This window comes from Noviherbaspirillum massiliense JC206, assembly GCF_000312045.1.
Lineage (GTDB): Bacteria > Pseudomonadota > Gammaproteobacteria > Burkholderiales > Burkholderiaceae_D > Noviherbaspirillum > Noviherbaspirillum massiliense.
Window position 1 is genome coordinate 2,037,231 of record NZ_HE978634.1, and the last position, 22,678, is coordinate 2,059,908.

The window sequence follows — 22,678 nt, forward strand, 5'->3', positions numbered from 1 at the left end:
GAAATTTATCAGTGAGATCCGGATTTTCTGGCTTCCATCACTCCGGCAACGGTGAGGAAGGATCCAAAGACCACAATTCTATCATTCTCGCCTGCCCGATTTCTTGCATCGGCGAAAGCCGCGGCCGGTGAAGGGAAGGTTTTGATCGTCGTTTCGCTTCCCGGTTCATTCTTTGGAATAATTTCCACCTCGGCCAGCTTGGCCTTCAATTGCTCCGCCGTCGCAGCGCGCGGCAGTGGCAAATCCGTCAAGCACCAGTGGTCGATCCGCCCCTTCAGGTGATTGAGGATGCCTGCAATATCCTTGTCCTGCATCGCGCCAAACACGGCAAACGTATAGGGATGAAATCCCATGTTATCGAGATTCTGCGCGAGTGTTGCTGCAGCATGCGGGTTGTGGGCCACATCCAGGATGACTGTTGGCCGTCCCGGCAACACCTGGAAGCGCCCTGGCAGATCGACAAGGACCAGGCCGTTACGCACTTCCTGTGCACCCACCGGCAACCTGTTGCGCAAGGCTTCCAGCGCTGCCAGTACAGCGCATGCATTCAGCAACTGGTTCGCGCCACGCAGGCTGGGGTAGCCGAGCGAGTTGCGACGCTGCCCCCGGCCGCCATAGTTCCATTGCTGCTTGTCACCGGCGTAATTGAAGTCCCGCCCCAACAGCCACAAGTCGGCGCCGATGGCATGGGCGTGATCGATCAGGGATTGCGGCGGCATCGGATCACTGCAGATGGCAGTCTTGCCTGGGCGGAAAATGCCGGCCTTTTCGAACCCGATCTGCTCGCGTGTGTTGCCTAGGTATTCGGCATGGTCGATGTCGACGCTGGTGACGATTGCCACATCGGCATCGATCACGTTGACCGCGTCCAGCCGGCCGCCCAATCCGACTTCAAGGATGACTGCATCCAGCTTGGCTTCGGCAAACAGGTGCAGGATGGCCAGAGTAGTGAATTCGAAATACGTGAGAGACACATCCCCCCGCTTTTCTTCCACAGCTGCGAAATTGGCAATCAGGACATCATCCTCGACCGGCTCACCATTGATCCGCGCCCTTTCATTGAAGTTCAATAGATGCGGAGAGGTGTACAGCCCGACGCGATAGCCGGCCTGCAGCAGGATCGACTCCAGCATGGCGCAGGTTGATCCCTTGCCATTGGTGCCACCTACGGTGATGACCGGGCAATCGAACGCAATGCCCAGGCGCTCTTTCACGTGGGAGACACGCTCAAGGCCCATGTCGATTGCCTTCGGATGCAGCTTCTCGAGCGCGGCCAGCCAGTCTGTCAGGGTGGTAGGAAGATTTTGCATGCTCAATACGGTACAAAGATTGTTAGGACCGCTGCAAGCAAAAAGCCCGGACAGAAATCGCCCGGGCTTGAAGTGTGCGTCGGCCTGATTAAGCCACGACGTCGGCCGGCTGATTCTGTAGCAATGCCAGCAGGCGGGCGAGTTCTTCCCGCATTTTGCGACGATCGACGATCATGTCAATGGCGCCTTTTTGCAACAGGAATTCGGCGCGCTGGAAGCCTTCCGGAAGTTTTTCCCGCACGGTATTTTCAATGACGCGAGGACCGGCAAAGCCGATCATGGCTTTCGGCTCCGCAATGACGACATCGCCCAAGAATGCGAATGAAGCTGATACGCCGCCGGTGGTCGGATCGGTCAGGATCGAAATGAATGGCAGCTTTTTCTCCGCCAATTTAGTCAGCATGGCTGTCGTTTTCGCCATCTGCATCAGCGACAGCAAGCCTTCCTGCATGCGCGCTCCGCCGCTTGCCGTGATGCAGATGAAGGGGACTTTCTGTTCCAGTGCCGTCTGCGCGCCGCGAACGAAACGCTCGCCGACCACCGAACCCATTGATCCGGTCATGAATTCGAATTCGAAGCAGGCAACCACCACCGGCACTGACATGATGGCACCGCCCATGACTACCATGGCATCGGTTTCGCCGGTGGCTTCCATGGCCGCTTTCAGCCGGTCCGGATACTTTTTGTTGTCCTTGAATTTCAGAGTATCAACAGGCAGGGTTTCCTGGCCAATCTCATAACGTCCGCCGGCATCGAGCAAGGCATCCAGCCGTTCGCGTGCACGGATGCGCATGTGATGATCGCATTTCGGGCAGACATGAAGATTCGATTCGAGGTCTGTGCGATACAGGACGGCTTCGCAGGAGGGGCACTTGACCCACAGTCCTTCCGGCACCGTCTTGCGGTTCGCAGAATCGGAACGCTGAATCCTCGGAGGAAGTAATTTTTCAAGCCAGCTCATGGTGCCTTCTTTCAGTTTTTTGCTTGGCGCATTGTACCGCTCGTGTTGGCATAAGCCAATATGGCTTACAGGCAATACTTCCCGCCCTTCTGTTCCCATTGGAACAGTTATGCATCTAACGCTTTCCGGATTCCTGCAATAAATTCGCGGACCGCCTGCACCGCCCGTTCACGCGGCGTGTTTTCCAGTTCCTGAATGATCCGGCTGCCGATGACTACCGCGTCCGATACCGAGGCGATTGCCTTTGCCGTTTGGGCGTCACGAATTCCAAATCCCACGCCGACTGGCACATGCACATGCTTTTTAATCTTCGGCATCGCTGCCGCAACCGCGGCCAGGTCGAGGTGGCCGGAGCCGGTCACCCCTTTCAGTGACACGTAATACACATAACCACTGGCCAACTGTCCGACCTGCTCGATACGTTCATCTGTCGAAGTGGGCGCCAACAGGAAGATCGGATCCATGTTGCTGCTGCGTAGCGCTACTGCAAATTCCTGGCATTCTTCCGGGGGGTAATCGACCACCAGTACGCCATCTACCCCGGCCTCCTTTGCGGCCTGGATAAATTCCTTTACACCCATTCGCTCTATCGGGTTGGCATAACCCATGAGCACGATGGGCGTGGCCTGATTGACAGTTCGAAATTCATGCACGTACTGCAGCACATGGCACAGGCTTACTCCATGCTCGAGGGCCTGCTCCGAGGCGCGCTGGATTACCGGTCCGTCCGCCATTGGATCGGAGAAAGGTATGCCGAGTTCGATGATGTCGGCACCACCCTCTACCAGTGCATGCATCAAGGAAACGGTCAGCTCGGGCACTGGAAAGCCCGCTGTGATGAAGGGAATCAATCCCTTCCTGTTTTTCTCTGTCAGAGCAGACAGGGTGGTTTGGATTCTTGACATGGTCGATTCGGTAGTTCGGAAAGCGTTCCAGCGCGCTGGTGCCCGGCAACATCTTTTAAGAAAGCCAGGCGGGCCTCACAGGAACGGCGTAATTATTGTTATTGTGGGGATCGCCAGGCGATAGCATAAAGAAACTATTTGAGAGTCTTCTTCATACGCTCGGCCACCGTATGCATATCCTTGTCCCCACGGCCCGACAGGTTGGCCAGGATGATCTTGTCCTTCGGCAGCGTCGCAGCCAGATTGGCAGCGTAGGCGAGCGCATGGCTCGATTCCAGCGCAGGAATAATGCCTTCTATCCGACAGCACTGATGGAAAGCCTCGAGCGCCTCATCGTCGGTAATGGACACATATTTCGCCCGGCCCGCATCCTTCAGCCAAGCATGCTCGGGGCCGACGCCGGGATAGTCCAGACCCGCCGAGACGGAATGCGTTTCGATGATCTGGCCATTCTCGTCCTGCAAGAGGTAGGTACGGTTCCCGTGCAACACGCCAGGTGAACCTGCGATCAGGGAGGCGGAATGCTTTCCGGTTTCCAGCCCTTCTCCCGCGGCTTCTACGCCAATCAGTTGCACATCCTTGTGGTCGATATAGGGATAGAAAATCCCCATCGCATTCGATCCGCCGCCAATGCAAGCCACGACGTAGTCCGGCTGGCGGCCGGCGAGTTCCGGCATCTGCACCAGGCATTCCTGGCCGATCACCGACTGGAAATCCCTCACCATCATCGGATAAGGATGGGGGCCAGCCACCGTACCGATGATATAGAACGTGTTCTCCACATTCGTGACCCAGTCGCGCATGGCTTCATTCAGCGCATCCTTCAGAGTCTTCGAACCGGATTCGACCGGCACCACCTTGGCGCCCAGCAGTTCCATCCGGTAGACGTTCTGCACCTGGCGCTTCACATCTTCGCTGCCCATGTAGATCACGCATTCCAGCCCGAAACGGGCACAGATCGTGGCAGTCGCCACACCGTGCTGCCCTGCCCCGGTTTCCGCAATGACGCGCGGCTTGCCCATGCGCTTGGCGAGCAGGGCCTGGCCGATCACGTTGTTGATCTTGTGCGCCCCCGTGTGATTCAGGTCTTCGCGCTTGAAATAGATTTGCGCGCCGCCCGCCATTTCGGACCAGCGCTTGGCGTGGTAAATCGGACTGGGCCGGCCGACGAAATGCTTGAGCTCGTTCTCGAATTCGGCCAGGAACTCGGGATCCTTGCGAAAATGGGCATATCCCTCCTTCAGCTCGGACAGCGCATGCGTCAAGGTTTCCGAAACAAAGGAACCGCCATACTGGCCGAAGTGGCCGCGTGCATCTGGAAGATTGTAAGTGGCAGACTGATAAATGGCCGTGGTCGGCACGGCTTGACGCTCGGAATAGTGATCGAGCGGGTTCAACTCTTTCATTGTGAATCTCGCTTTATTCGGATAATGCGGCATCTGCCTGGTGCACTGCGCCGATGAAGGCGCGGATCTTAGCGTGCTCCTTGATGCCTTTTTCGAACTCGACGCCACTGCTGACATCGACCGCATAAGGGCGTACCCGGCTGACAGCTTCAGCCGCGTTTTGCGCGTTCAAGCCACCACTCAAAACGACCCGAGGCGCGAGTTCTTTTGGGATCAGAGACCAATCGAATACCTTTCCTGCGCCACCATAAGCTTCCACGAATGCATCGAGCAACAATCCTGCAAACAATGGGCTGGCGGCGTGACATTGACGTTCGTATTCTAGCAAATCACTGCCCCCGCCATCAGGGCGCATTCGCACGGCTCGCAGAAAGCGCCGCTTCGCCGCATTTGCCGCCGCATGGCATTGCTCCGGGCTCTCATCCCCATGAAACTGCAACAGCGACACGCCGGTCCGCTCTACGATGTCAGCCACCTCACCGGGTGCCGCATTGACGAACAGACCGGCGGCGGTCACGAACGGCGGCATGGCGCTGATCAATTCCGCGGCACGGTCCGGGGATACGTAGCGCGGGCTCTTGGGGTAAAACACGAATCCGAGCGCGTCCGCCCCTGCGGCCACTGCCGCATGCACATCTTCCAGCCGTGTTAGGCCGCAGATCTTGATCCGGGTACGATGTTCCATTTCAGTGTTCAAATGAATCCAGTTGACGATTATGTTCCATGCCGCTTCCCGGCCCGTTAGGCGGTAGCTGTATTGTTTTCGATGTCCGCTCAAGACTGCAGACCAAGGCGCAAGAGCACGTCGCAAGCCGCTTCCTGCGGCAAACCCCATCGGGCATCGTAATCGATCCTCGACAAATACAAGCCATCGGGCATGAATGTCGGCGCCGCCCGACTGCGGTCCCGCCCCGCCAGCAAATCCTGCAACCATTCCGGCGGTTGATTACCGTTTCCAACCACAATCAGGGAACCGACGATATTGCGTACCATGTGATGCAAAAAGGCGTTGGCCTTCAAAGTAAAGACAATCAGATTGCCCTGCCGTTCGATCCGGATTTCATGCATGGTCTTGACGGGCGACTTGGCCTGGCACTCGGCTGCTCTGAATGCCGAAAAGTCATGATTCCCGAGCAAGTACTGCGCCGCCTTGCGCATGGGTTCCACCTCGAGCGGGCGGAATACCCAGCCGGCCTTGCCTGCTAATAGCGGTGCCCGCACCGGATGGTTATACAGCACGTAATGATAGGTGCGCGCAGTGGCGCTGAAGCGTGCATGAAACTGTTCCGACACCCCATCCGTCAATTGGTGCGCCCATCGCACTGCAATTGACGAGGGCAAAAACGCGTTGACACCTCTTACCCAGGAAAATGACTCGCGTTCAAGTTCGGTGTCAAAGTGGATGACTTGCTCCAGCGCATGCACGCCAGCATCGGTGCGACCGGCACAGGTGGTGGCAATGCGCATCAAGCTGAATTTCTTCAGTGCTTCCTCGAGCGTATCCTGCACCGTCCCGCCGCCCGGCTGAGTCTGCCAACCGCGCCAGGGGGTTCCATCATATTGAATGCCCAGGACAATACGTTTCAATTCAGGTCCGTTTTCATTAGGCGGCAGCAAAACAAAACGGGCGCAGGCAAAGCCTTGCGCCCGTATTCCGCCGCAAAGAGGAATTACGCGAGTTCAAGCAAGAGAGATTTCGCTCTTTCGCTTTGCTCCGGCGTACCGCCTTTCAGAACTTCATCCAGCAGTTCGCGCGCGCCTTCCTTGTCACCAATTTCCCGATACGCGACCGCCAGGTCCAGCTTGGTCGCCATTTCCGAATCGCCGGAGGAATCGTTCTGCATGGGGGCGATGTCATCCATGCTCAGGGATACGCTTTCCTCCTTTGCCTCCGGCGCCGCGTCCAGTTCAAGGCTGATTCCGGAAAGATCGAAGTCGTGAGATTCCACAGGCGCATCGGTCTTTGCGTTGGCACTAACCGGCTCAGCCTCAGATGCATTCAGCTCCAGCGGAGCAAGATCATAGGCCGACAAATCGATGCTGCTTGCGGCAGGAGCCGGCGCCGGAGTTGGGCTGACCTTCGCGGGCGCAGCAGGTGCTGCCTTTACAGCAGGCTTTTCAGTTGCTTTTGGCGTTTCGAGAAAATCAAAATCAATGGAACCCAAGTCGGCATGAAGCTCCGTCGGCGCCGGACGAGGGATGGTGTTGGGCACCTGCACCGTGCCCAAATCCATTTCCGCCAGATCAAAATCCAGCTCGTTAGCCGGTGCTTTTTCATTTTTCCGTTGCACCGACGGTTTTTCCTCCACTACTTTTGGAGCAGCCGGCTTTTTCGCCGGAACTTCAATTTCCGGAGCGGCATCTTCGACCAGCGAAGTGTGGTCGAAATGGGACGAGTTAGCTTCCAGCGACTGAACGACTTCAGGTACTGCGGCCGGTTGAGCGGGTGCAGGAGCAGCTTTGGGCTTCTCGCCCGACTTCTTGCCGCCCGCATACAGCGGATTGTTAGGATCAACCGAAGCGCCCAGAAGAGCAGCTTGCGCCCAGTCGGCTCCTTCGCCCTTTGTCATCCCATAGAGCTCAGTTGCCAGCACTTCAAATGCGCGCAAATCCTTGCGGCTGGCATAGATCTCAAGGAGCTTTACGCGCACTGCATGACGTTCCGGCTGGGTGCGAAGAGCTTCCTTCAGGATTTCCTCGGCTTGTGCATCGCGACCGTAGGCAATGTAGACGTCCGCTTCCGCAATCGGATCCACTTCGTTCGTGTCCAGTTGATTTGCGGATGGCGCGAAGTTGGAGTTAAAAACGCTGTTATTCGTGTCGACACTCTGGCCGCCGGTGGAGCCGAACAGCGAGTTTGCCTTCAGGCTCGAGTCCGTAATAATGCTATCGCCGAATTGCTTGCTCTGCTTCCTGCGACGCGAGATGAAAATTCCCAGGGCCCCCAGTCCGACCAGCAGAATTCCCGCACCCGGCAACAGCAACGGATTGTTCATCAAATCATCGAAAAAGCTTGGCTCCGGTTGCGGTGCAACGGGAGGCGCGACTTTCGGTTTCGGCTTCACTGGCGCGGGCGCCGGTTTCACAGCCGCTGGATAAACAGGTGCTGCGGGATGTGCCGGGTCGGGCTGTTCCGCTTTTGCCTGTGCTGGCTCAGCCTGAGCAGGCGCAGCGGGCTGTTGTTCTGATGCTGGTACGGCATCCACCTTTGTCGATGCCGAAGGCGCAGTTACCGGTACGGATGATGCAGTTGCATTACCCGGTGCAGCCGGCGCTTTTTCGTTAACTACGGTGTCGGGCTTGGCAGGTTCCTGTTTTACGGGATCGGCTTTTGCAGCGGCGGCCTGCTGTTGCTGTTCGGCGAGGCCCTTGTTTTTGACTTCCAAAACCTTCTGCAAGTCGTTGACATTCTTTTCGAGCTCCTTGACCCTCGCATCAGCTTCCGCTAGCTCCTTCTCTTTCGCAATCTTGTCTTCTTCGCTGACCGTTGCGCCACCTTTGGTTGCGCTGGCTTTGTCCTGACCCGCATTTGCAGCAGGAAGCGCCTTGGACAGTTTCAGCTTGTCTTTCGACTCGCTGGCCGGTGTAGGCTGCTCTTCCACCTTGGCAGTGATCTTGCCGGTCGCGCTTTGCTTGTTCTCTTCCGATTTCTGGGGAGTTGCCTCAGCGACCTGGCTGGCCAGCTTGTTACGGTAATTCGCGAAGTCGGCAGACTGCGCGACAACGATACTGTGCGCCTCCGCTTTGCTGACGCTGCGAGTCGTATCCGCATCCGGCACCGACAATATCTGGCCCGCCCGCAAGCGATTCATGTTCTTGCCCGCGAAGGCATGTGGATTCGCGCGATACAGCCCGACCAGCATCTGGTCCAGAGATACGCCGCTCGGCTTCACCTGGTTGGCGATCTTGACCAAAGTGTCGCCACTCTTAATCTTATGTTCGGTCGGGTTCGGCTCGCTTTTTCCTTCTCCTGCCGCTGCTGTCGCAGCCGGCTTGACAGGCTTCAGTGCAGTCTTTGCTTCCTGTCCTGCAGACGTCTTGGCCTCTTCAACTTTATTGGCAGGCGCGTCCGTGAGCTTCTCTTCAGATTTTCCGTTCGGCTTGTCCTCGGCTTTGTGCTCAATCTGTGCGGGAGCCTCCGCCTGGACAACGGGCTGTGCCGGCTTGATTGTTCCTTGGGCAGGAACGGGAATCGACGCAACTTGGGCCGGCTGCATGGCGCGCATGTCGGCGGGGTCAAGCAGGAAAGTATATTCACGAACGAGGCGTCCATGCGGGCCGCCTACCTCGAGGAGCAAGTCGACAAACGGCTCGTTGATCGGCTGGCTCGATGTAATACGAATGAATTTGCGGGTGCCACGCTCATCGATCGCAAACCGAAGCGACAGCAAGGTTGGGTTCAAATCAATGCTGGCTTGGTGAAAAGCTTCCGGGGAAGCAAGCTTTGCGACAAGTGCACCGGCCTCGTCCTTCGATACTGAACTTAATTCGATTTCGGCATTGAGCGGTTGTCCCAGGGACGACAATACTGTCAGCTTGCCCAGTCCTGCTGCATATGCATTGGAAAACAGCAGCGCCGAAACAACTGCGGCACTAAGTGTCTTCAGGCTAAACGAGACCGATTTTGAGCGTGTGTTTGAATGCATGTTTAAGGACATTGGTTGGCATTCCATTAGCGTATGTTGTGACGTGCACGGACACCGCTGCAATTTATCATTATTCAGGGAACTTTCACCATATCATCATGGACTTACACGCGCAAGTGTATCCAACTTGCTAACTTCGCCAAATCGCACGGATCTTTGTGGCTATGACAGGCAACGCCTGTTTTCCTGTTGTGCGTTGACAACGAGGGCCTATCAGCAATCCGTACCTCTTGATGGATTGCCAATAGGCCCTCGACTCACGACCACGACTAAGGAATTATTTTTCCAACACGATGCGCAGCATGCGCCGCAGCGGCTCAGCGGCACCCCACAGCAACTGGTCGCCAACGGTGAATGCGGACAGGTACTCACCACCCATCTGCATCTTGCGCAGACGTCCCACCGGGATGGTGAGTCTGCCTGTGACTGCAGCCGGAGTAAGATCCTTCATCGAAGCTTCGCGGGTGTTCGGTACCACTTTTACCCACTGATTGTTCTCGGCGATGATGCCTTCGATCTCATCGAGCGGCACGTCTTTCTTCAGCTTGATGGTCAGTGCTTGCGAGTGGCAGCGCATTGCGCCGATCCGAACGCACAAGCCGTCGACAGCAATGGCCGGCTTTGCATCTTTGCCGAATGTTTCGCCCCGGCCGAGGATCTTGTTGGTTTCAGCGCCACCCTTCCATTCTTCGCGGGACACGCCATTGCCCAGATCTTTGTCGATCCACGGAATCAAATTGCCGGCGAGCGGTACGCCGAATTGCTTCGTTTCCTCGGCAGTGAATGCATGCTGCTTGGCGAGCACCTTGCGGTCGATTTCGAGGATTGCAGAAGCGGGATCGTCCAGCAAGGATTTGACTTCGGCATTGATCGAGCCGAACTGGGTCAGCAATTCGCGCATGTGTTGTGCGCCGCCGCCAGAAGCAGCCTGGTAAGTCATCGATGTCATCCACTCCACCAGGTCCTGCTGGAACAGGCCACCTAGGCCCATCAGCATGCAGGACACGGTGCAGTTGCCGCCGATGTAGTTTTTCACACCGCGAGTCAAGGCATTCTTGATCACATCAAGGTTGACCGGATCAAGCACGATGATGGCGTCGTCCTTCATGCGCAGCGTGGAAGCCGCATCGATCCAGTAGCCGTTCCAGCCGGCCGCGCGCAGCTGAGGATAAATTTCGGTCGTGTAATCGCCGCCCTGGCAGGTAATGATGATGTCGCACTTCTTCAGGTCGTCGATATTGCTTGCGTCCTTCAGGGTGGTTTCATTTTTCGCCATTGCAGGCGCCTTGCCACCTGCGTTCGAGGTCGAGAAAAACACCGGCTCGATATGCGCGAAGTCGCCCTCTGCCTGCATACGCTGCATCAGGACCGAACCCACCATACCACGCCACCCTACCAGACCGACTAACTTCACGATTTTCTCCTTCAATTCAATTAACCTTAACCCAGCGCCTTCACCACCGCGTCACCCATTTCCCGGGTACCGACTTTGGTGGTGCCTTCCTCGTAGATGTCCGGAGTGCGCAATCCCTGCGCCAGCACCTTCTTGACCGCGGTCTCCACCCGATCGGCCTGCTCTGCCTTGTTCAGGGAGTAGCGCAGCATCATCGCAGCCGAAAGAATCGTGGCCAGCGGATTGGCAATGCCCTTGCCTGCAATATCCGGGGCCGAGCCATGCGAAGGTTCGTACAAGCCCTTGTTGTTCGCATCGAGCGAGGCGGATGGCAGCATGCCGATCGAGCCAGTCAGCATGGCTGCAGCGTCGGACAGGATATCGCCGAACATGTTGCCGGTGACGATCACATCGAACTTCTTCGGCGCGCGCACCAGCTGCATTGCTGCATTGTCCACATACATGTGGTCGAGCGCGACGTCCGGGTAGTCCTTGTGCACATCGGTGACGATGTCTTTCCAGAACTGGAAGGTTTCCAGCACATTGGCCTTGTCGACGCTGGTCAGGCGCTTGCCGCGCTTCCGAGCCGCCTGGAAGGCAACATGCGCGATGCGACGGATTTCCGTCTCGGCATAGCGCATAGTGTCGAAACCCTCGCGCTCGCCTTTGAATTGGCCGTCGGGAGCAGTACGCACGCCGCGCGGCTGGCCGAAATAGATGTCGCCAGTCAGTTCGCGAATGATCAGGATGTCCAGGCCCGATACCACTTCCGGTTTCAAGGTCGATGCACCAGCCAGTTCCGGATACAGAATCGCCGGACGCAGATTGGCAAACAGATTGAGGTTCTTGCGCAGGCCAAGGATTGCCTGTTCCGGCCGCAATGCACGTTCAAGCTTGTCATATTTCCAGTCGCCGACCGCGCCGAACAAGACCGCGTCAGCTTCCTTGGCGAGCTTCAGCGTTCCTTCGGGCAGTGGATGCCCCTGCGCTTCGTAACCGGCACCGCCCACTGGAGCGGCTTCCATTTCAAATTTTTCATCAAGCGCGTTCAGCACCCGCACGGCTTGTTCGATGATTTCCGGACCAATGCCGTCGCCCGGCAGGATTGCAATTTTCATTTTTCGGTTTTGCTTGGATTACTGACGAATCAGATGGTGTTGACCAGCCAAGGCTGCGCCGCCAGGTACCTTTCTTCAAAGGCGCGGATCTTGTCGGCATGGCGAAGTGTCAGGCCGATGTCATCCAAACCGTTGAGCAGGCAATACTTGCGGAATGCGTCGACTTCGAAGGGGTAAGTCGTGCTGCCGTTGGATGTGGTGACAATCTGTTTCTCGAGATCGATCACCAAGCGGTAACCCGGAAATGCCTTCACCTCGTCGAACAGACGGTCGACCTGGGTTTCGCCCAGCACGATCGGCAGCAAGCCGTTCTTGAAGCAGTTGTTGAAGAAGATATCGGCAAAACTCGGCGCAATCACTGCGCGAAAACCGTATTGCTGGAGCGCCCAGGGAGCATGCTCGCGCGAGGAACCGCAGCCGAAGTTCTTGCGTGCAAGCAGGATGGAGGCACCCTGGTAGCGCGGCTGGTTCAGCACGAAGTCCGGATTCAGCGGCCGCTTGGAATTGTCCATGCCCGGCTCGCCATGATCCAGGTAGCGCCATTCATCGAACAGGTTGGGACCGAAGCCGCTGCGCTTGATCGATTTAAGAAACTGCTTGGGGATGATGGCATCGGTATCGACGTTCGCGCGATCCAGCGGCGCTACCAATCCATCGTGTACGGTAAATTTGTCCATGGTTCTTACTCTTTCATCCTGATTCCGGAACTGGCCTCAGCGCAAAGCGCGCACGTCGACGAAATGACCGGCAATGCCTGCCGCGGCGGCCATCGCCGGCGACACCAGGTGCGTGCGGCCGCCCTGCCCCTGACGGCCTTCGAAGTTCCGGTTGGAAGTGGAGGCGCAGCGCTCGCCCGGTTCCAGGCGGTCGGCGTTCATCGCCAGGCACATGGAACATCCGGGCTCGCGCCATTCGAAGCCGGCCTCCTTGAAAATCTTGTCCAGGCCTTCGCGTTCTGCCTGTTCCTTCACCAGGCCGGATCCGGGCACCACCATCGCCAGCTTCACATTCGATGCGCGGTACTTGCCGCGCACGACCGCTGCCGCAGCCCGCAAGTCCTCGATACGGGAATTGGTGCAGGATCCGATGAACACCTTGTCGATGCGAATATCGGACATCGCGGTATTCGGCTTGAGGCCCATGTAGCGCAATGCCTTTTCCATCGCATCTCGCTTGACGGCATCCTTTTCCTTGTCAGGGTCGGGCACGCGACCATCCACGGCGACCACCATCTCGGGCGAAGTACCCCAGGTGACCTGAGGCTTGATTTCCGCGGCATTGAGCGTCACCACCATGTCAAACTTGGCACCCGGATCGGAATGCAGTGTGCGCCAGTATTCCACCGCGCGATCCCAGTGCGGGCCGACCGGCGAGAAAGGACGGCCTTTCACATAATTAATCGTCGTATCGTCCACGGCCACCATGCCGGCGCGTGCGCCAGCCTCGATTGCCATGTTGCAGACAGTCATACGGCCTTCCATCGAGAGCGAACGGATGGTGGAACCGGCGAATTCGATTGCATACCCGGTGCCGCCCGCAGTACCGATCTTGCCGATCACCGCCAGTACGATGTCCTTCGCAGTCACGCCTGTAGGCAGCGGACCATCAACCTGCACCAGCATGGATTTGGATTTTTTCGCCAGCAGTGTCTGGGTCGCCAGCACATGCTCGACTTCGGAAGTGCCGATGCCATGCGCGAGGCAGCCGAAGGCGCCATGGGTCGAGGTATGAGAGTCACCACAGACAACTGTCATGCCGGGAAGCGTTGCGCCCTGTTCCGGTCCGATCACATGCACGATGCCCTGGCGCTTGTCGCGCATGTTGAAATAGGTCAGGCCGTATTCCTTGGCATTCGCGTCCAGAGTTTCGACCTGCAGTCGCGACACCGGATCGGCAATGCCTTGCATGCGATCGGTGGTGGGCACGTTGTGGTCCGCAACCGCGAGATTGGCGGACACGCGCCATGGTTTGCGGCCGGCCAGCTTCAGGCCTTCGAATGCCTGCGGGCTGGTGACTTCGTGCACCAGATGGCGGTCGATATACAGTATCGATGTCCCATCTTCTTCAGTATGGACGACATGCGATTCCCAGAGTTTGTCGTAAAGCGTTTGAGCCATGGGTCGAAATGTGCAGGACGAAACGATGAAAATAGCCTTTGATTATGCCATATTGTGCAATGCGGAACACGCGGGACGCACGGATGCATGAATGAAAACGCCCGCAGCACATGCTGCGGGCGCTCAAGTTTCGGCTGATTTCGTCAGTACTTTTTGTCAGTACTTCTTTTTCGCCTGCTGGTAGAGAGGCGCCACCCGCTGAGAATACGCTGTCAGGTCCCTGAGCCTGTCCTCGTTCGACGGGTGAGTCGAGAGGAACTTCAGCGGTTCGCTGCCGCTTAGCTGTCCCATTTTTTGCCAGAGTGTCACAGCGGCACGCGGGTCGTAGCCGGCACGCGCTGCCAGTTCCACCCCGATGCGGTCGGCTTCCGTCTCTTGGAGCCTTGAATGGGGCAATCCGACCAATCCCATGTAGGCGTATTCCGCCCCCTTCTGGCCAAGGTCTCCGAGTCCCAGCAAGGCCGAGCCGATCGAAATCAGGCCGCCCGCCACCGCCTGTTCAGAAGCACGTTCGCGCGAGTGCTCGCGCAATGCATGGGAGATCTCATGGCCCAGCACCGCCGCCAGCTCATCGTCGGTAGGATGCAGTTTTGCCAGCAAGCCAGTATAGACGGCAATTTTTCCGCCGGGCATGCACCACGCGTTGACCTCTGACGAGGTCAGCACATTCACTTCCCAGTTCCATTTGGGCGCATCCGGGCGAAAAGCCGCGGTCTCGGGAATGAGGCGCTGGACAATCTTGCGCACCCGCTCGACCTGCGCCGGGTCCTGGTTCACCAGCCCTTTCTTGCGTGCTTCCGTCATCAATTCTGCGTATTGCTGCTGGGCCGCCTGATCCATCTCCTGCGCAGAAAGTGCCATCCTTTGCTGGCGGTCGACACCGACCACACCGCCCTGCGTCGTTTGCACGGTTTGGCAGGCCGCCAGCCCGAGCACAAACACCGCGAGCATCATGCGTTTCAGAATCATTGGCTTGATGGCGAAATTCATTTTCCCTCCTCTTGATCACGTGACTGCCAGCGATATGAAAGGACTGCCGCACCGGCACCCACAAGCGAAAACAGCGCCGCTGTCAGATAGACTGCGCGCGGCCCCAATGTATCCCATAATTCCCCTAAAACAAGGCCGCCGAGAGTGCCGCCCAAACCATAGGAAATGCTGGTAAAGAGCGCCTGCCCCCTTGCCTGCAAGGGCCCCGAAAACCAGCGCTGCAGGCTGGCGATCGAAGCCGAATGGTGAACGCCGAAAGTTGCGGCATGCATGAGCTGGGCGATCGACAGCAACAGCAGCGACTGGGCGCCGTAACCGATCAGCAGGAAGCGGGCGACCGCAATCAGCAGGCTGGCCACCATCAGTTTCCTGATGCCAAAACGCCGGAAGATGGGTGCCTGGTAATAGAAAAACGCGATTTCGACCACCACTCCGAGCGACCACATTAAACCTATCACCGTGTTGCTGTAGCCGATTTGCGCCAGATACAAGGAATAGAAAACATATAGCGACGCATGCGCCGCGATCATCAGGAAAGTCGACGCGAAGAATGCGGCGACCTCGCGCCGCTTCAGCAGGCTCATGACCGAGGGGCCATTCATGGAAGCCTGGCCGGGCGGCGATTCCTCCATCCGCAGGCAGGCGACCAGCATCAGTGCGAGCAGGCCAATCGAAATCCAGAGCATGAGACCAATGCCGTACCAGTCGAGCAAAGGGCCGGCAAGCGTGACGGCGAGGATGAATCCGACCGACCCCCACAGGCGCAGTTTGCCGTAATGCGTCAGGTCCCCGCGCATTTCAGACAGCATCAGGGCTTCGGACAAGGGAACCTGCGCGCTGGTGAACAGGTTGACTGCCACCATCACAACGAAGAACTGGGCAAATGTGTGTCCAAAGAAGATTCCGGTAAAGCTTGCGAATGCGGCCAGCGCGGTGATGCGCAGCACAGCCACCCGCTGCTGCCTGCGGTCCGCGATCCAGCCCCACAGGTTGGGACCGAAAATCCGCATCACCTGCATGAGCGACATCAGCGCGCCAATCTGCGTTGCCGTCATGCCGTGATCGGCAAAATAAAGACTTGCATAAGGCGAAAAGATGCCGATGTAGCCGTAGTAGGCAAAGAAGAACAGCGCGAAGCTGACCCACTGCCTCGACCAGGATGCGTGCGCCATGCGGCGGGGATCGGGATGCGGCAGAATCGGTTTGTTGCGCAGGCTCATCTGCCCTTCATCCTCACGACGGGCAAAGCCGCGCCAAAGCGAAACCGCGGCTTCGCCTCATCCTTGCGAACCATTCCTTGCAACTTCTAGATGCTTGCCGCGATTTTCGGAGTCGTCACGCTCACGTCGCCGCACTGGGCCCGATGGCGCAACGCATGATCCATCAGGACCAGGGCCAGCATCGCTTCGGCGATCGGGGTCGCCCGGATGCCGACGCAGGGATCGTGCCGGCCGAAGGTTTCCACGTTGACCGGATTGCCGTTCTTGTCGATCGAACGGCGCGGTGTGCGGATGCTGGAAGTGGGTTTGATTGCGATCGATACCGTGATGTCCTGGCCGGTCGAAATGCCGCCCAATACGCCGCCTGCATTGTTGCTGGCAAAGCCCTGCGGCGTCAGTTCGTCACCATGTTCGCTGCCCTTTTGGGCGACCGACTTGAAGCCGGCACCGATTTCGATGCCCTTGACGGCGTTAATGCCCATCATCGCAAAGGCGATGTCGGCATCCAGCTTGTCGTAGAGCGGCTCGCCCAGACCGACCGGCACCTGCTGCGCAACTACCTCGATGCGCGCGCCGCAGGAATCGCCTTCCTTGCGCAAGCCATCCATGTACGCTTCCAGCTGCGGGATGATGGTCTGGTTCGCGGCAAAGAAGGGATTGGTCTGGACGAAGTCCCATGATTCGAAGGGAATCGCGATTTCCCCCAGTTGGCTCATGCAACCCTTGAAGCTCGTCCCGTACTGCTGTTTCAGCCATTTCTTGGCAATAGCAGCGGCGCCGACGATGGGCGCGGTCAGGCGTGCCGACGAACGTCCCCCGCCACGCGGGTCGCGAATGCCGTACTTGTGCCAGTAGGTGTAGTCCGCATGTCCCGGGCGGAAGGTTTCGGCGATATTGCCGTAATCCTTGCTGCGCTGGTCTTCGTTGCGGATCAGGAGCGCAATCGGCGTGCCGGTGGTTTTTCCTTCGAAGACCCCTGACAGGATTTCAACGGTGTCAGATTCCTGACGCTGCGTGACGTGGCGCGAAGTGCCGGGCTTGCGCCGGTCGAGCTCCGGCTGGATATCCGCTTCCGACAGCTCCATTCCCGGCGGACAGCCATCGACCACGCAGCCGATTGCCGGCCCGTGGGATTCGCCGAAGGTAGTGACGGTGAAGAGCTTGCCAAAAGTGCTGCCGGACATGTTATGCGTACTATCTCGAATTGAAGAGGGAAGGCTCGATTTTAGCCTATCCCTCGCAGGTTACGCGGCTAAAAATTATTTCCAGTCCCCGCGCAAGGCCAATACCTGTTCCTGCAAAAGCTCTGGAGTCGCTTGGGCCGGCGCCACCGGCCGCCCGACCGCCAGCGACAGCCGGGAAAACGGTCCGCGCTTGAACGAACGCTCGAAAGGATTGCCTTTGCCGCGTGTCAGCAGGCTACCCCACAAGCCGCGCAAGGCCATCGGGATCACCGGTACCGGCGTGCGGTCGAGGATTTTCCTGACGCCCCCTTTGAACTGATTGATTTCGCCGTCCATTGTCAATTTTCCTTCCGGGAAGATGCACACCAGTTCGCCCTCGTGCAGCGCCTGCGCGATATCCACGTACGCTTTTTCCATCAGCCACGGATCTTCCTTGGCCGGCGCGATCGGTATCGCCTTGGCTGTCCTAAAGATCCAGGACAGCACCGGGATCTTGAAGATGCGATGGTCCATGACGAAGCGTATCGGCCGCGGACTCGCTGCCATGATGACGATCGCATCCACATAGCTGACGTGGTTACAAACCAGCACGGCCGCTCCTTCTTCCGGAATGCGGTCGGTATCCACTGTATGCACCCGATGCAGGGTATGAATCAGCAGCCATGCGAGGAAGCGCATCAGGAACTCCGGCACCAGCGAGAAGATGTAGATTGCAACGACCGCATTCATCAGGGCCGTAGCCATGAAGATCTCCGGGATCGTAAAACCGATCCTCAGCAGCACCATGGCCACGCCGGCCGCAGCCACCATGAACAGGGCATTCAGGATGTTCATTCCCGCGATGGTGCGAGATACATGCTGGCGATCGCAGCGGGTCTGGATCAGCGCGAACAGGGGAACGATGTAAAAGCCACCGAACACGCCGATCATCACGCAGTCGAACAGGATGCGCCAGCTGCCCTGCTGCACGATGAAACCGGCGGCATCCACCATTGCAGCATTCGTGTAATGCAGGCTCGCGAGATAGAGGTCGAAGCCGAAGATCGACAGGCCGATCGAGCCAAACGGCACCAGGCCGATTTCCACCTTGTGTCCGGACAGCCGCTCGCACAGGAGCGATCCGGTGCCGATTCCGAGCGAGAACACCGTCAGCAGCAGCACGAATACGCTATGGTCGCCATGGAGATAGTCCTTCGCATAGACCGGAAACTGGGCGAGGATGATGGCGCCATAGAACCAGAACCAGGAATTGCCCAGCATGGACAAGAACACCGTGCGGTTCTGGCGTGAAAAGCTGATATTGCGGACGGTTTCGGTCAGCGGATTCCAGTTGATCTTCAAATCCGGCGCCGGCGCCGGCGAATGCGGAATGCGCAGACTGAACAGCCAGCCGATCACGGCACATGCGATCGTTCCGCCAGCCACCAGCTGCACGCCCCAGGGCTTGTGCAGCACCAGCACGGCGCCCAGCACTTCGCCTAGCAGGATGCCGACGAAGGTGCCCATCTCGATGATGCCATTGCCGCCGACGAGCTCTTCCGGCTTCAGCTGCTGCGGCAGGTAGGCGTACTTCACCGGGCCGAACAGCGTCGAGTGCAGGCCCATGCCGACGATGGCTCCCACCAGCAGCCACAGGTCATGCCGCAACCAGCCGATTGCCGCTAGCAGCATGATGCCGATTTCCAGTATCTTGATGTAGCGCGCGAGCCGCGACTTCTCGAACTTGTCTGCCAACTGCCCGGCGCTCGCCGAAAACACCACGAACGGCAAGATGAACAGCCCGGGAATCAGATTGTTCAGCAGACCCGGATCCAGGTCGGTCCAGCTCAAGGCTTCGTAGGTCAGGATGGTCAACAGGGCTGTCTTGAACAGGTTGTCATTGAAAGCACCGAAGAACTGGGTCCAGAAAAAAGGGCCGAAACGGCGCTGTGCAAGCAAGGCAAACTGACTGGATTGACTCATGTCGGTTTAATCAAAAGAAGAAAAATGGAATTTGAGGCGCGCGTCAAAGCAACCGTGATTCGCTTTGACGGCAGAAGTGTAGAGGACAATGAAGCCGTTTTCGGGAGCTTTTCCCAAAAGTGTTGCCGGGCGATACCCGGTGTGTCGTTTTCTCCGCATCCGGATGGGAGCGTCGGCCCCTATTGAGCGCCTGCCTGTCCGGGAGAATCAGATCTGCGGGCACATGCGCGTAGTGGAAGAAGCCGCCTGCCAACTGCCCGGTCAGTGCAAAAGGCCCTGTCCGTGCATCCGGCCAGCCTACTCCTCGCCCTCGCCTTCGGCCGGCCAGTCGCGGATGTACGCCTTGAGCATCCTGTTCTCGAAACTCTGCGCTTCCAGCACCGCCTTGGCCACGTCATAGAACGAGATCACGCCGAGCAAGGTCTTGGCGTCGACCACCGGCACGTAGCGCGCATGCTTTTCCAGCATCAGGCGGCGCACTTCATTGATTTCGGTGTCAGGGGTAATCGTGATCGGATGGTCGTCCATGTGCTTGCGCACCGTGCCAGCGCCGATGGAACCCTTGTTGGCATGCAGGGCCTTGATCACTTCGCGGAAGGTCAGCATGCCGACCAGTTCGCCGAATTCCATCACGACCAGCGAACCGATGTCCTTTTCAGCCATCGTGCTGGCCGCTTCCGCGATGGGCATGTCGGGGGTCACCGTGTAGAGGATGTCGCCTTTGACCTTCAGGATTTCGGATACTTTCATGGGTGCCACCCGGGAGAAATGGAGTTTGTTGTCACATTAGAAATTTAGCCCAAGCCGGACTAAAAATCCAGCCGCGCCGGGCTATTTTGCCTCTTAGATCAGGAACGGGTTCAATGCTAGGATGACAAAATCGCTTGATCGACAAGAATGCCCAACCAGGCTGCAGGAGACAAATTTCACATGAACATTCCGAAATACCCAGGCTTCGATACCCTGTCGCTACATGCCGGCGCGGCGCCGGACCCGGCGACCGGCGCGCGGGCTACGCCGATTTACCTGAGCACTTCCTTCGTGTTCAAGGATTCGGATCATGCCGCCTCGCTGTTCAATATGGAACGCGCGGGCCATGTCTACTCGCGCATCTCCAATCCGACCAATGCGGTACTGGAAGAACGCATCGCCGCTCTGGAAGGCGGCGTCGCTGCGATCGCAGTGGCAAGCGGGCAGGCTGCGCTCCATCTTGGGCTGGCAACGATTGCCGGTGCCGGTTCCCATGTGGTCGCTTCGCGCGCCCTGTATGGAGGCTCCCATAACCTGCTGGCCTACACCATGAAGCGCTTCGGCGTCGAGACCACCTTTGTCGATCCGCGCGACCTCGATGCGTGGCGCAATGCGATCCGTCCGAATACGAAGGTATTGTTCGGCGAAACCCTCGGCAATCCGGGCCTGGATGTGCTGGACATTCCGAAGCTTGCCGACGTTGCGCATGAACGCCATCTGCCGCTGATGGTCGACGCGACCTTCACCACACCCTACCTGCTGCGCCCATTCGACCATGGCGCCGACCTGATCTTCCATTCCGCGACCAAGTTCCTGTGCGGCCACGGCACCGCCATTGGCGGGCTGCTGGTCGATGGCGGCACCTTCGACTGGCAGGAAGCATATGAAAAAACCGGCCATTTCGCCGAATTGTGCGAACCGTATGAAGGCTTCCACGGCATGGTGTTTTCGGAAGAGTCGACGGTTGCACCATTTTCCCTGCGCGCCCGGCGCGAAGGCGTGCGCGACTTTGGCGCAGTGATGAGCCCGCACAATGCCTTCGCCATCCTCCAAGGTATCGAGACACTCAGCCTGCGCATGGAAAGGCATGTGGCAAATACCCGCAGGATCGTCGAATTCCTTGCTACCCATCCCGCAGTGGAAGCGGTCATGTATCCCGAACTGGAAACCCACCCGGACCATGAACTCGCCAAGACCTTGCTGCCGAAAGGCTGCGGCGCGGTATTTTCCATCAATATCAAGGGCGACCGGGCTGCCGGCCGGCGCTTCGTAGAATCGCTCAAGATCTTTTCGCACCTGGCCAATGTCGGCGACGCGAAATCGCTGGTCATTCATCCGGCGTCCACCACGCATTTCCGCGTGCCGGCGGAACAGCTTGCCGCTGCGGGCATTACCGAAGGCACCATTCGCCTTTCGGTCGGACTGGAAGATGCCGATGATCTCATCGAAGACCTCGGGCGCGGACTGAAAGCTTCGCAAAAGGGAAAATGACATGCTGCTGAATGTTCACGGGCACGATGCCTATTGCTATACCGGCGGCAAGACCTTCGATCCCTCCCTGCCGACGGCCGTTTTCATCCACGGCGCACAGAACGACCATTCGGTCTGGGCCCTGCAAACCCGTTATTTCGCGCATCATGGCTTCGGTGTGCTGGCGGCGGATCTTCCAGGACATGGCCGCAGTGCCGGAGCACCGCTGGCGAACGTCGAGGAAATGGCCGCCTGGCTGCTTACTCTGTTGGACGCTGCCGGCGTCAAAACAGCAACGCTGATCGGACACAGCATGGGCTCGCTGGTAGCGCTGGAAACCGCGTACCTCGCCCCGACACGGGTCGACAAGCTGGCTCTGGTCGGCACCGCCTATCCGATGAAAGTATCGGAGGCACTGCTGGATGCCGCCAAAAACAATGAACAGCTTGCGATCGACATGGTGAATATTTGGAGCCATTCATCCTTCGTGCAAAAGCCATCCTGCCCGGCCCCCGGCTTTTATGTATTGGGGGGCAGCCAGCGACTGATGCAGCGGCTATCAAAGCTGAACCTGGCGCCAGTCTTTCACACCGATTTTTCCGCCTGCAATGCGTATGCGAATGGAGAGATTGCCGCAAGGTCGGTGACCTGCCCTGCTCTATTCCTGCTCGGGAAGAGCGACCTGATGACCATGCCAAAGGCAGCAGGGCCCCTGATCAAGGCGATTTCGCATGCCAAGGTCGTCCAGATCGAGAAATGCGGGCATTCGCTGATGTCCGAGCAGCCGGATGCCGTTCTCGATGCCTTGTTCGGATTCGCCGCTGGATGAAACGCAGCTATGCTTTCTTTGCTTTGGGGAATGGAGTTGCATCCGCGCGGGACCGGAACTAATCTATCGTTGCCAATACACCAAGGAGGATGACATGAGCACCATCGCGGAAACGAAATACGAAACCTTTACCGATTTTTATCCTTTTTATTTAAGCGAACATTCCAACCGCACCTGCCGCGAGCTGCATTTCGTCGGCTCCACGTTGTCGCTCCTCTGTGTTGCCGCACTGGTCCTGAGCGGGAATTTCTGGTGGCTGCTGGCCGCACTCTTGTCCGGCTACGGATTCGCCTGGGTCGGCCATTTCGTATTCGAAAAAAATCGGCCAGCCACTTTCCAGCATCCCCTTTATTCGTTCATGGGCGACTGGGTCATGTATTGGCAGATGCTGAAAGGCCGGTCTGCATTCTGAGCCGG

The 22,678-nt window shown here is 58.1% G+C and carries 19 protein-coding genes; 3 read left to right on the forward strand and 16 right to left on the reverse strand.

The genetic code is table 11. The annotated features are described in order from the left end of the window. Positions 1–8: 8 nt before the first annotated feature. The 16 genes from folC to HGHM_RS10120 form a co-directional block, all read right to left on the reverse strand. Positions 9–1,310: a bifunctional tetrahydrofolate synthase/dihydrofolate synthase gene (gene folC, locus HGHM_RS10045; protein ID WP_019141399.1), complete on the reverse strand. Its 1,302-nt coding sequence runs from the start codon at positions 1,308–1,310 to the stop codon at positions 9–11. A gap of 88 nt (positions 1,311–1,398) precedes the next feature. Then, complete coding sequence (gene accD, locus HGHM_RS10050) at positions 1,399–2,271, reverse strand: acetyl-CoA carboxylase, carboxyltransferase subunit beta (RefSeq protein WP_019141400.1); 873 nt, start codon at positions 2,269–2,271, stop codon at positions 1,399–1,401. Between the two features lie 107 nt (positions 2,272–2,378). Beyond that, positions 2,379–3,176 carry a tryptophan synthase subunit alpha gene (gene trpA / locus HGHM_RS10055; protein WP_026075888.1) on the reverse strand — a complete coding sequence of 266 codons (798 nt, stop codon included), beginning with the start codon at positions 3,174–3,176 and terminating at the stop codon, positions 2,379–2,381. A gap of 134 nt (positions 3,177–3,310) precedes the next feature. Beyond that, positions 3,311–4,582 (reverse strand): tryptophan synthase subunit beta, encoded by a 1,272-nt coding sequence (gene trpB, locus HGHM_RS10060; protein ID WP_019141402.1) that lies wholly within the window; start codon positions 4,580–4,582, stop codon positions 3,311–3,313. Between the two features lie 13 nt (positions 4,583–4,595). Further along, the gene (locus tag HGHM_RS10065; protein ID WP_019141403.1) at positions 4,596–5,267 is read right to left on the reverse strand and encodes a phosphoribosylanthranilate isomerase; all 672 of its coding nucleotides are present in this window, start codon (positions 5,265–5,267) and stop codon (positions 4,596–4,598) included. Between the two features lie 89 nt (positions 5,268–5,356). Continuing rightward, positions 5,357–6,169: a tRNA pseudouridine(38-40) synthase TruA gene (gene truA / locus HGHM_RS10070; protein WP_019141404.1), complete on the reverse strand. Its 813-nt coding sequence runs from the start codon at positions 6,167–6,169 to the stop codon at positions 5,357–5,359. 83 nt (positions 6,170–6,252) lie between these two features. Then, a complete protein-coding gene (locus tag HGHM_RS10075; RefSeq protein ID WP_026075889.1) occupies positions 6,253–9,240 on the reverse strand; it encodes a FimV/HubP family polar landmark protein in 2,988 nt (995 codons plus the stop codon). Positions 9,241–9,505: 265 nt separating this feature from the next. After that, positions 9,506–10,642 carry an aspartate-semialdehyde dehydrogenase gene (asd, locus tag HGHM_RS10080; protein ID WP_075111745.1) on the reverse strand — a complete coding sequence of 379 codons (1,137 nt, stop codon included), beginning with the start codon at positions 10,640–10,642 and terminating at the stop codon, positions 9,506–9,508. A 26-nt stretch (positions 10,643–10,668) separates the two neighbouring features. Then, positions 10,669–11,739, reverse strand: coding sequence for a 3-isopropylmalate dehydrogenase (gene leuB / locus HGHM_RS10085; protein WP_019141407.1), 1,071 nt, complete (start codon positions 11,737–11,739; stop codon positions 10,669–10,671). Between the two features lie 29 nt (positions 11,740–11,768). Beyond that, a complete protein-coding gene (gene leuD / locus HGHM_RS10090) occupies positions 11,769–12,416 on the reverse strand; it encodes a 3-isopropylmalate dehydratase small subunit (RefSeq protein ID WP_019141408.1) in 648 nt (215 codons plus the stop codon). A gap of 36 nt (positions 12,417–12,452) precedes the next feature. Beyond that, positions 12,453–13,856 carry a 3-isopropylmalate dehydratase large subunit gene (gene leuC, locus HGHM_RS10095; RefSeq protein ID WP_019141409.1) on the reverse strand — a complete coding sequence of 468 codons (1,404 nt, stop codon included), beginning with the start codon at positions 13,854–13,856 and terminating at the stop codon, positions 12,453–12,455. Positions 13,857–14,012: 156 nt separating this feature from the next. Next, positions 14,013–14,846, reverse strand: a complete 834-nt coding sequence (locus tag HGHM_RS10100) for a M48 family metallopeptidase (protein WP_019141410.1) — start codon at positions 14,844–14,846, stop codon at positions 14,013–14,015. Continuing rightward, entirely contained in the window at positions 14,843–16,066 is a 1,224-nt protein-coding gene (locus tag HGHM_RS10105; RefSeq protein ID WP_019141411.1) for an MFS transporter, read from the reverse strand. Before HGHM_RS10105 ends, HGHM_RS10100 begins: the two co-directional genes overlap by 4 nt. A gap of 86 nt (positions 16,067–16,152) precedes the next feature. Beyond that, positions 16,153–17,250, reverse strand: a complete 1,098-nt coding sequence (gene aroC, locus HGHM_RS10110; protein ID WP_019141412.1) for a chorismate synthase — start codon at positions 17,248–17,250, stop codon at positions 16,153–16,155. A 75-nt stretch (positions 17,251–17,325) separates the two neighbouring features. Further along, positions 17,326–19,212, reverse strand: a complete 1,887-nt coding sequence (locus HGHM_RS10115; protein WP_019141413.1) for an MFS transporter — start codon at positions 19,210–19,212, stop codon at positions 17,326–17,328. Positions 19,213–19,509: 297 nt separating this feature from the next. Beyond that, complete coding sequence (locus HGHM_RS10120; protein WP_019141414.1) at positions 19,510–19,962, reverse strand: CBS domain-containing protein; 453 nt, start codon at positions 19,960–19,962, stop codon at positions 19,510–19,512. Between the two features lie 180 nt (positions 19,963–20,142). On the opposite strand from HGHM_RS10120, the gene HGHM_RS10125 reads away from it, so the two are divergent. The 3 genes from HGHM_RS10125 to HGHM_RS10135 all read left to right on the forward strand — a co-directional run bounded on the left by HGHM_RS10125 (position 20,143) and on the right by HGHM_RS10135 (position 22,673). Continuing rightward, on the forward strand, positions 20,143–21,453 hold the full coding sequence (locus HGHM_RS10125; RefSeq protein WP_019141415.1) for an O-acetylhomoserine aminocarboxypropyltransferase: 1,311 nt from the start codon (positions 20,143–20,145) through the stop codon (positions 21,451–21,453). 1 nt (position 21,454) lies between these two features. Continuing rightward, positions 21,455–22,261 (forward strand): alpha/beta fold hydrolase, encoded by an 807-nt coding sequence (locus tag HGHM_RS10130; protein ID WP_019141416.1) that lies wholly within the window; start codon positions 21,455–21,457, stop codon positions 22,259–22,261. 94 nt (positions 22,262–22,355) lie between these two features. Beyond that, positions 22,356–22,673, forward strand: a complete 318-nt coding sequence (locus HGHM_RS10135; RefSeq protein ID WP_019141417.1) for a DUF962 domain-containing protein — start codon at positions 22,356–22,358, stop codon at positions 22,671–22,673. Positions 22,674–22,678: the final 5 nt, after the last annotated feature.

Excerpts from the sequence above, each read along its gene's own strand:
- folC (WP_019141399.1), bottom strand. The coding sequence starts at position 1,310 with ATGCAAAATCTTCCTACCACCCTGACAGACTGGCTGGCCGCGCTCGAG.
- accD (WP_019141400.1), bottom strand. The coding sequence starts at position 2,271 with ATGAGCTGGCTTGAAAAATTACTTCCTCCGAGGATTCAGCGTTCCGAT.
- trpA (WP_026075888.1), bottom strand. The coding sequence starts at position 3,176 with ATGTCAAGAATCCAAACCACCCTGTCTGCTCTGACAGAGAAAAACAGG.
- trpB (WP_019141402.1), bottom strand. The coding sequence starts at position 4,582 with ATGAAAGAGTTGAACCCGCTCGATCACTATTCCGAGCGTCAAGCCGTG.
- HGHM_RS10065 (WP_019141403.1), bottom strand. The coding sequence starts at position 5,267 with ATGGAACATCGTACCCGGATCAAGATCTGCGGCCTAACACGGCTGGAA.
- HGHM_RS10075 (WP_026075889.1), bottom strand. The coding sequence starts at position 9,240 with ATGTCCTTAAACATGCATTCAAACACACGCTCAAAATCGGTCTCGTTT.
- leuB (WP_019141407.1), bottom strand. The coding sequence starts at position 11,739 with ATGAAAATTGCAATCCTGCCGGGCGACGGCATTGGTCCGGAAATCATC.
- leuD (WP_019141408.1), bottom strand. The coding sequence starts at position 12,416 with ATGGACAAATTTACCGTACACGATGGATTGGTAGCGCCGCTGGATCGC.
- leuC (WP_019141409.1), bottom strand. The coding sequence starts at position 13,856 with ATGGCTCAAACGCTTTACGACAAACTCTGGGAATCGCATGTCGTCCAT.
- HGHM_RS10100 (WP_019141410.1), bottom strand. The coding sequence starts at position 14,846 with ATGAATTTCGCCATCAAGCCAATGATTCTGAAACGCATGATGCTCGCG.
- HGHM_RS10105 (WP_019141411.1), bottom strand. The coding sequence starts at position 16,066 with ATGAGCCTGCGCAACAAACCGATTCTGCCGCATCCCGATCCCCGCCGC.
- aroC (WP_019141412.1), bottom strand. The coding sequence starts at position 17,250 with ATGTCCGGCAGCACTTTTGGCAAGCTCTTCACCGTCACTACCTTCGGC.
- HGHM_RS10115 (WP_019141413.1), bottom strand. The coding sequence starts at position 19,212 with ATGAGTCAATCCAGTCAGTTTGCCTTGCTTGCACAGCGCCGTTTCGGC.
- HGHM_RS10120 (WP_019141414.1), bottom strand. The coding sequence starts at position 19,962 with ATGAAAGTATCCGAAATCCTGAAGGTCAAAGGCGACATCCTCTACACG.
- HGHM_RS10125 (WP_019141415.1), top strand. The coding sequence starts at position 20,143 with ATGAACATTCCGAAATACCCAGGCTTCGATACCCTGTCGCTACATGCC.
- HGHM_RS10130 (WP_019141416.1), top strand. The coding sequence starts at position 21,455 with ATGCTGCTGAATGTTCACGGGCACGATGCCTATTGCTATACCGGCGGC.
- HGHM_RS10135 (WP_019141417.1), top strand. The coding sequence starts at position 22,356 with ATGAGCACCATCGCGGAAACGAAATACGAAACCTTTACCGATTTTTAT.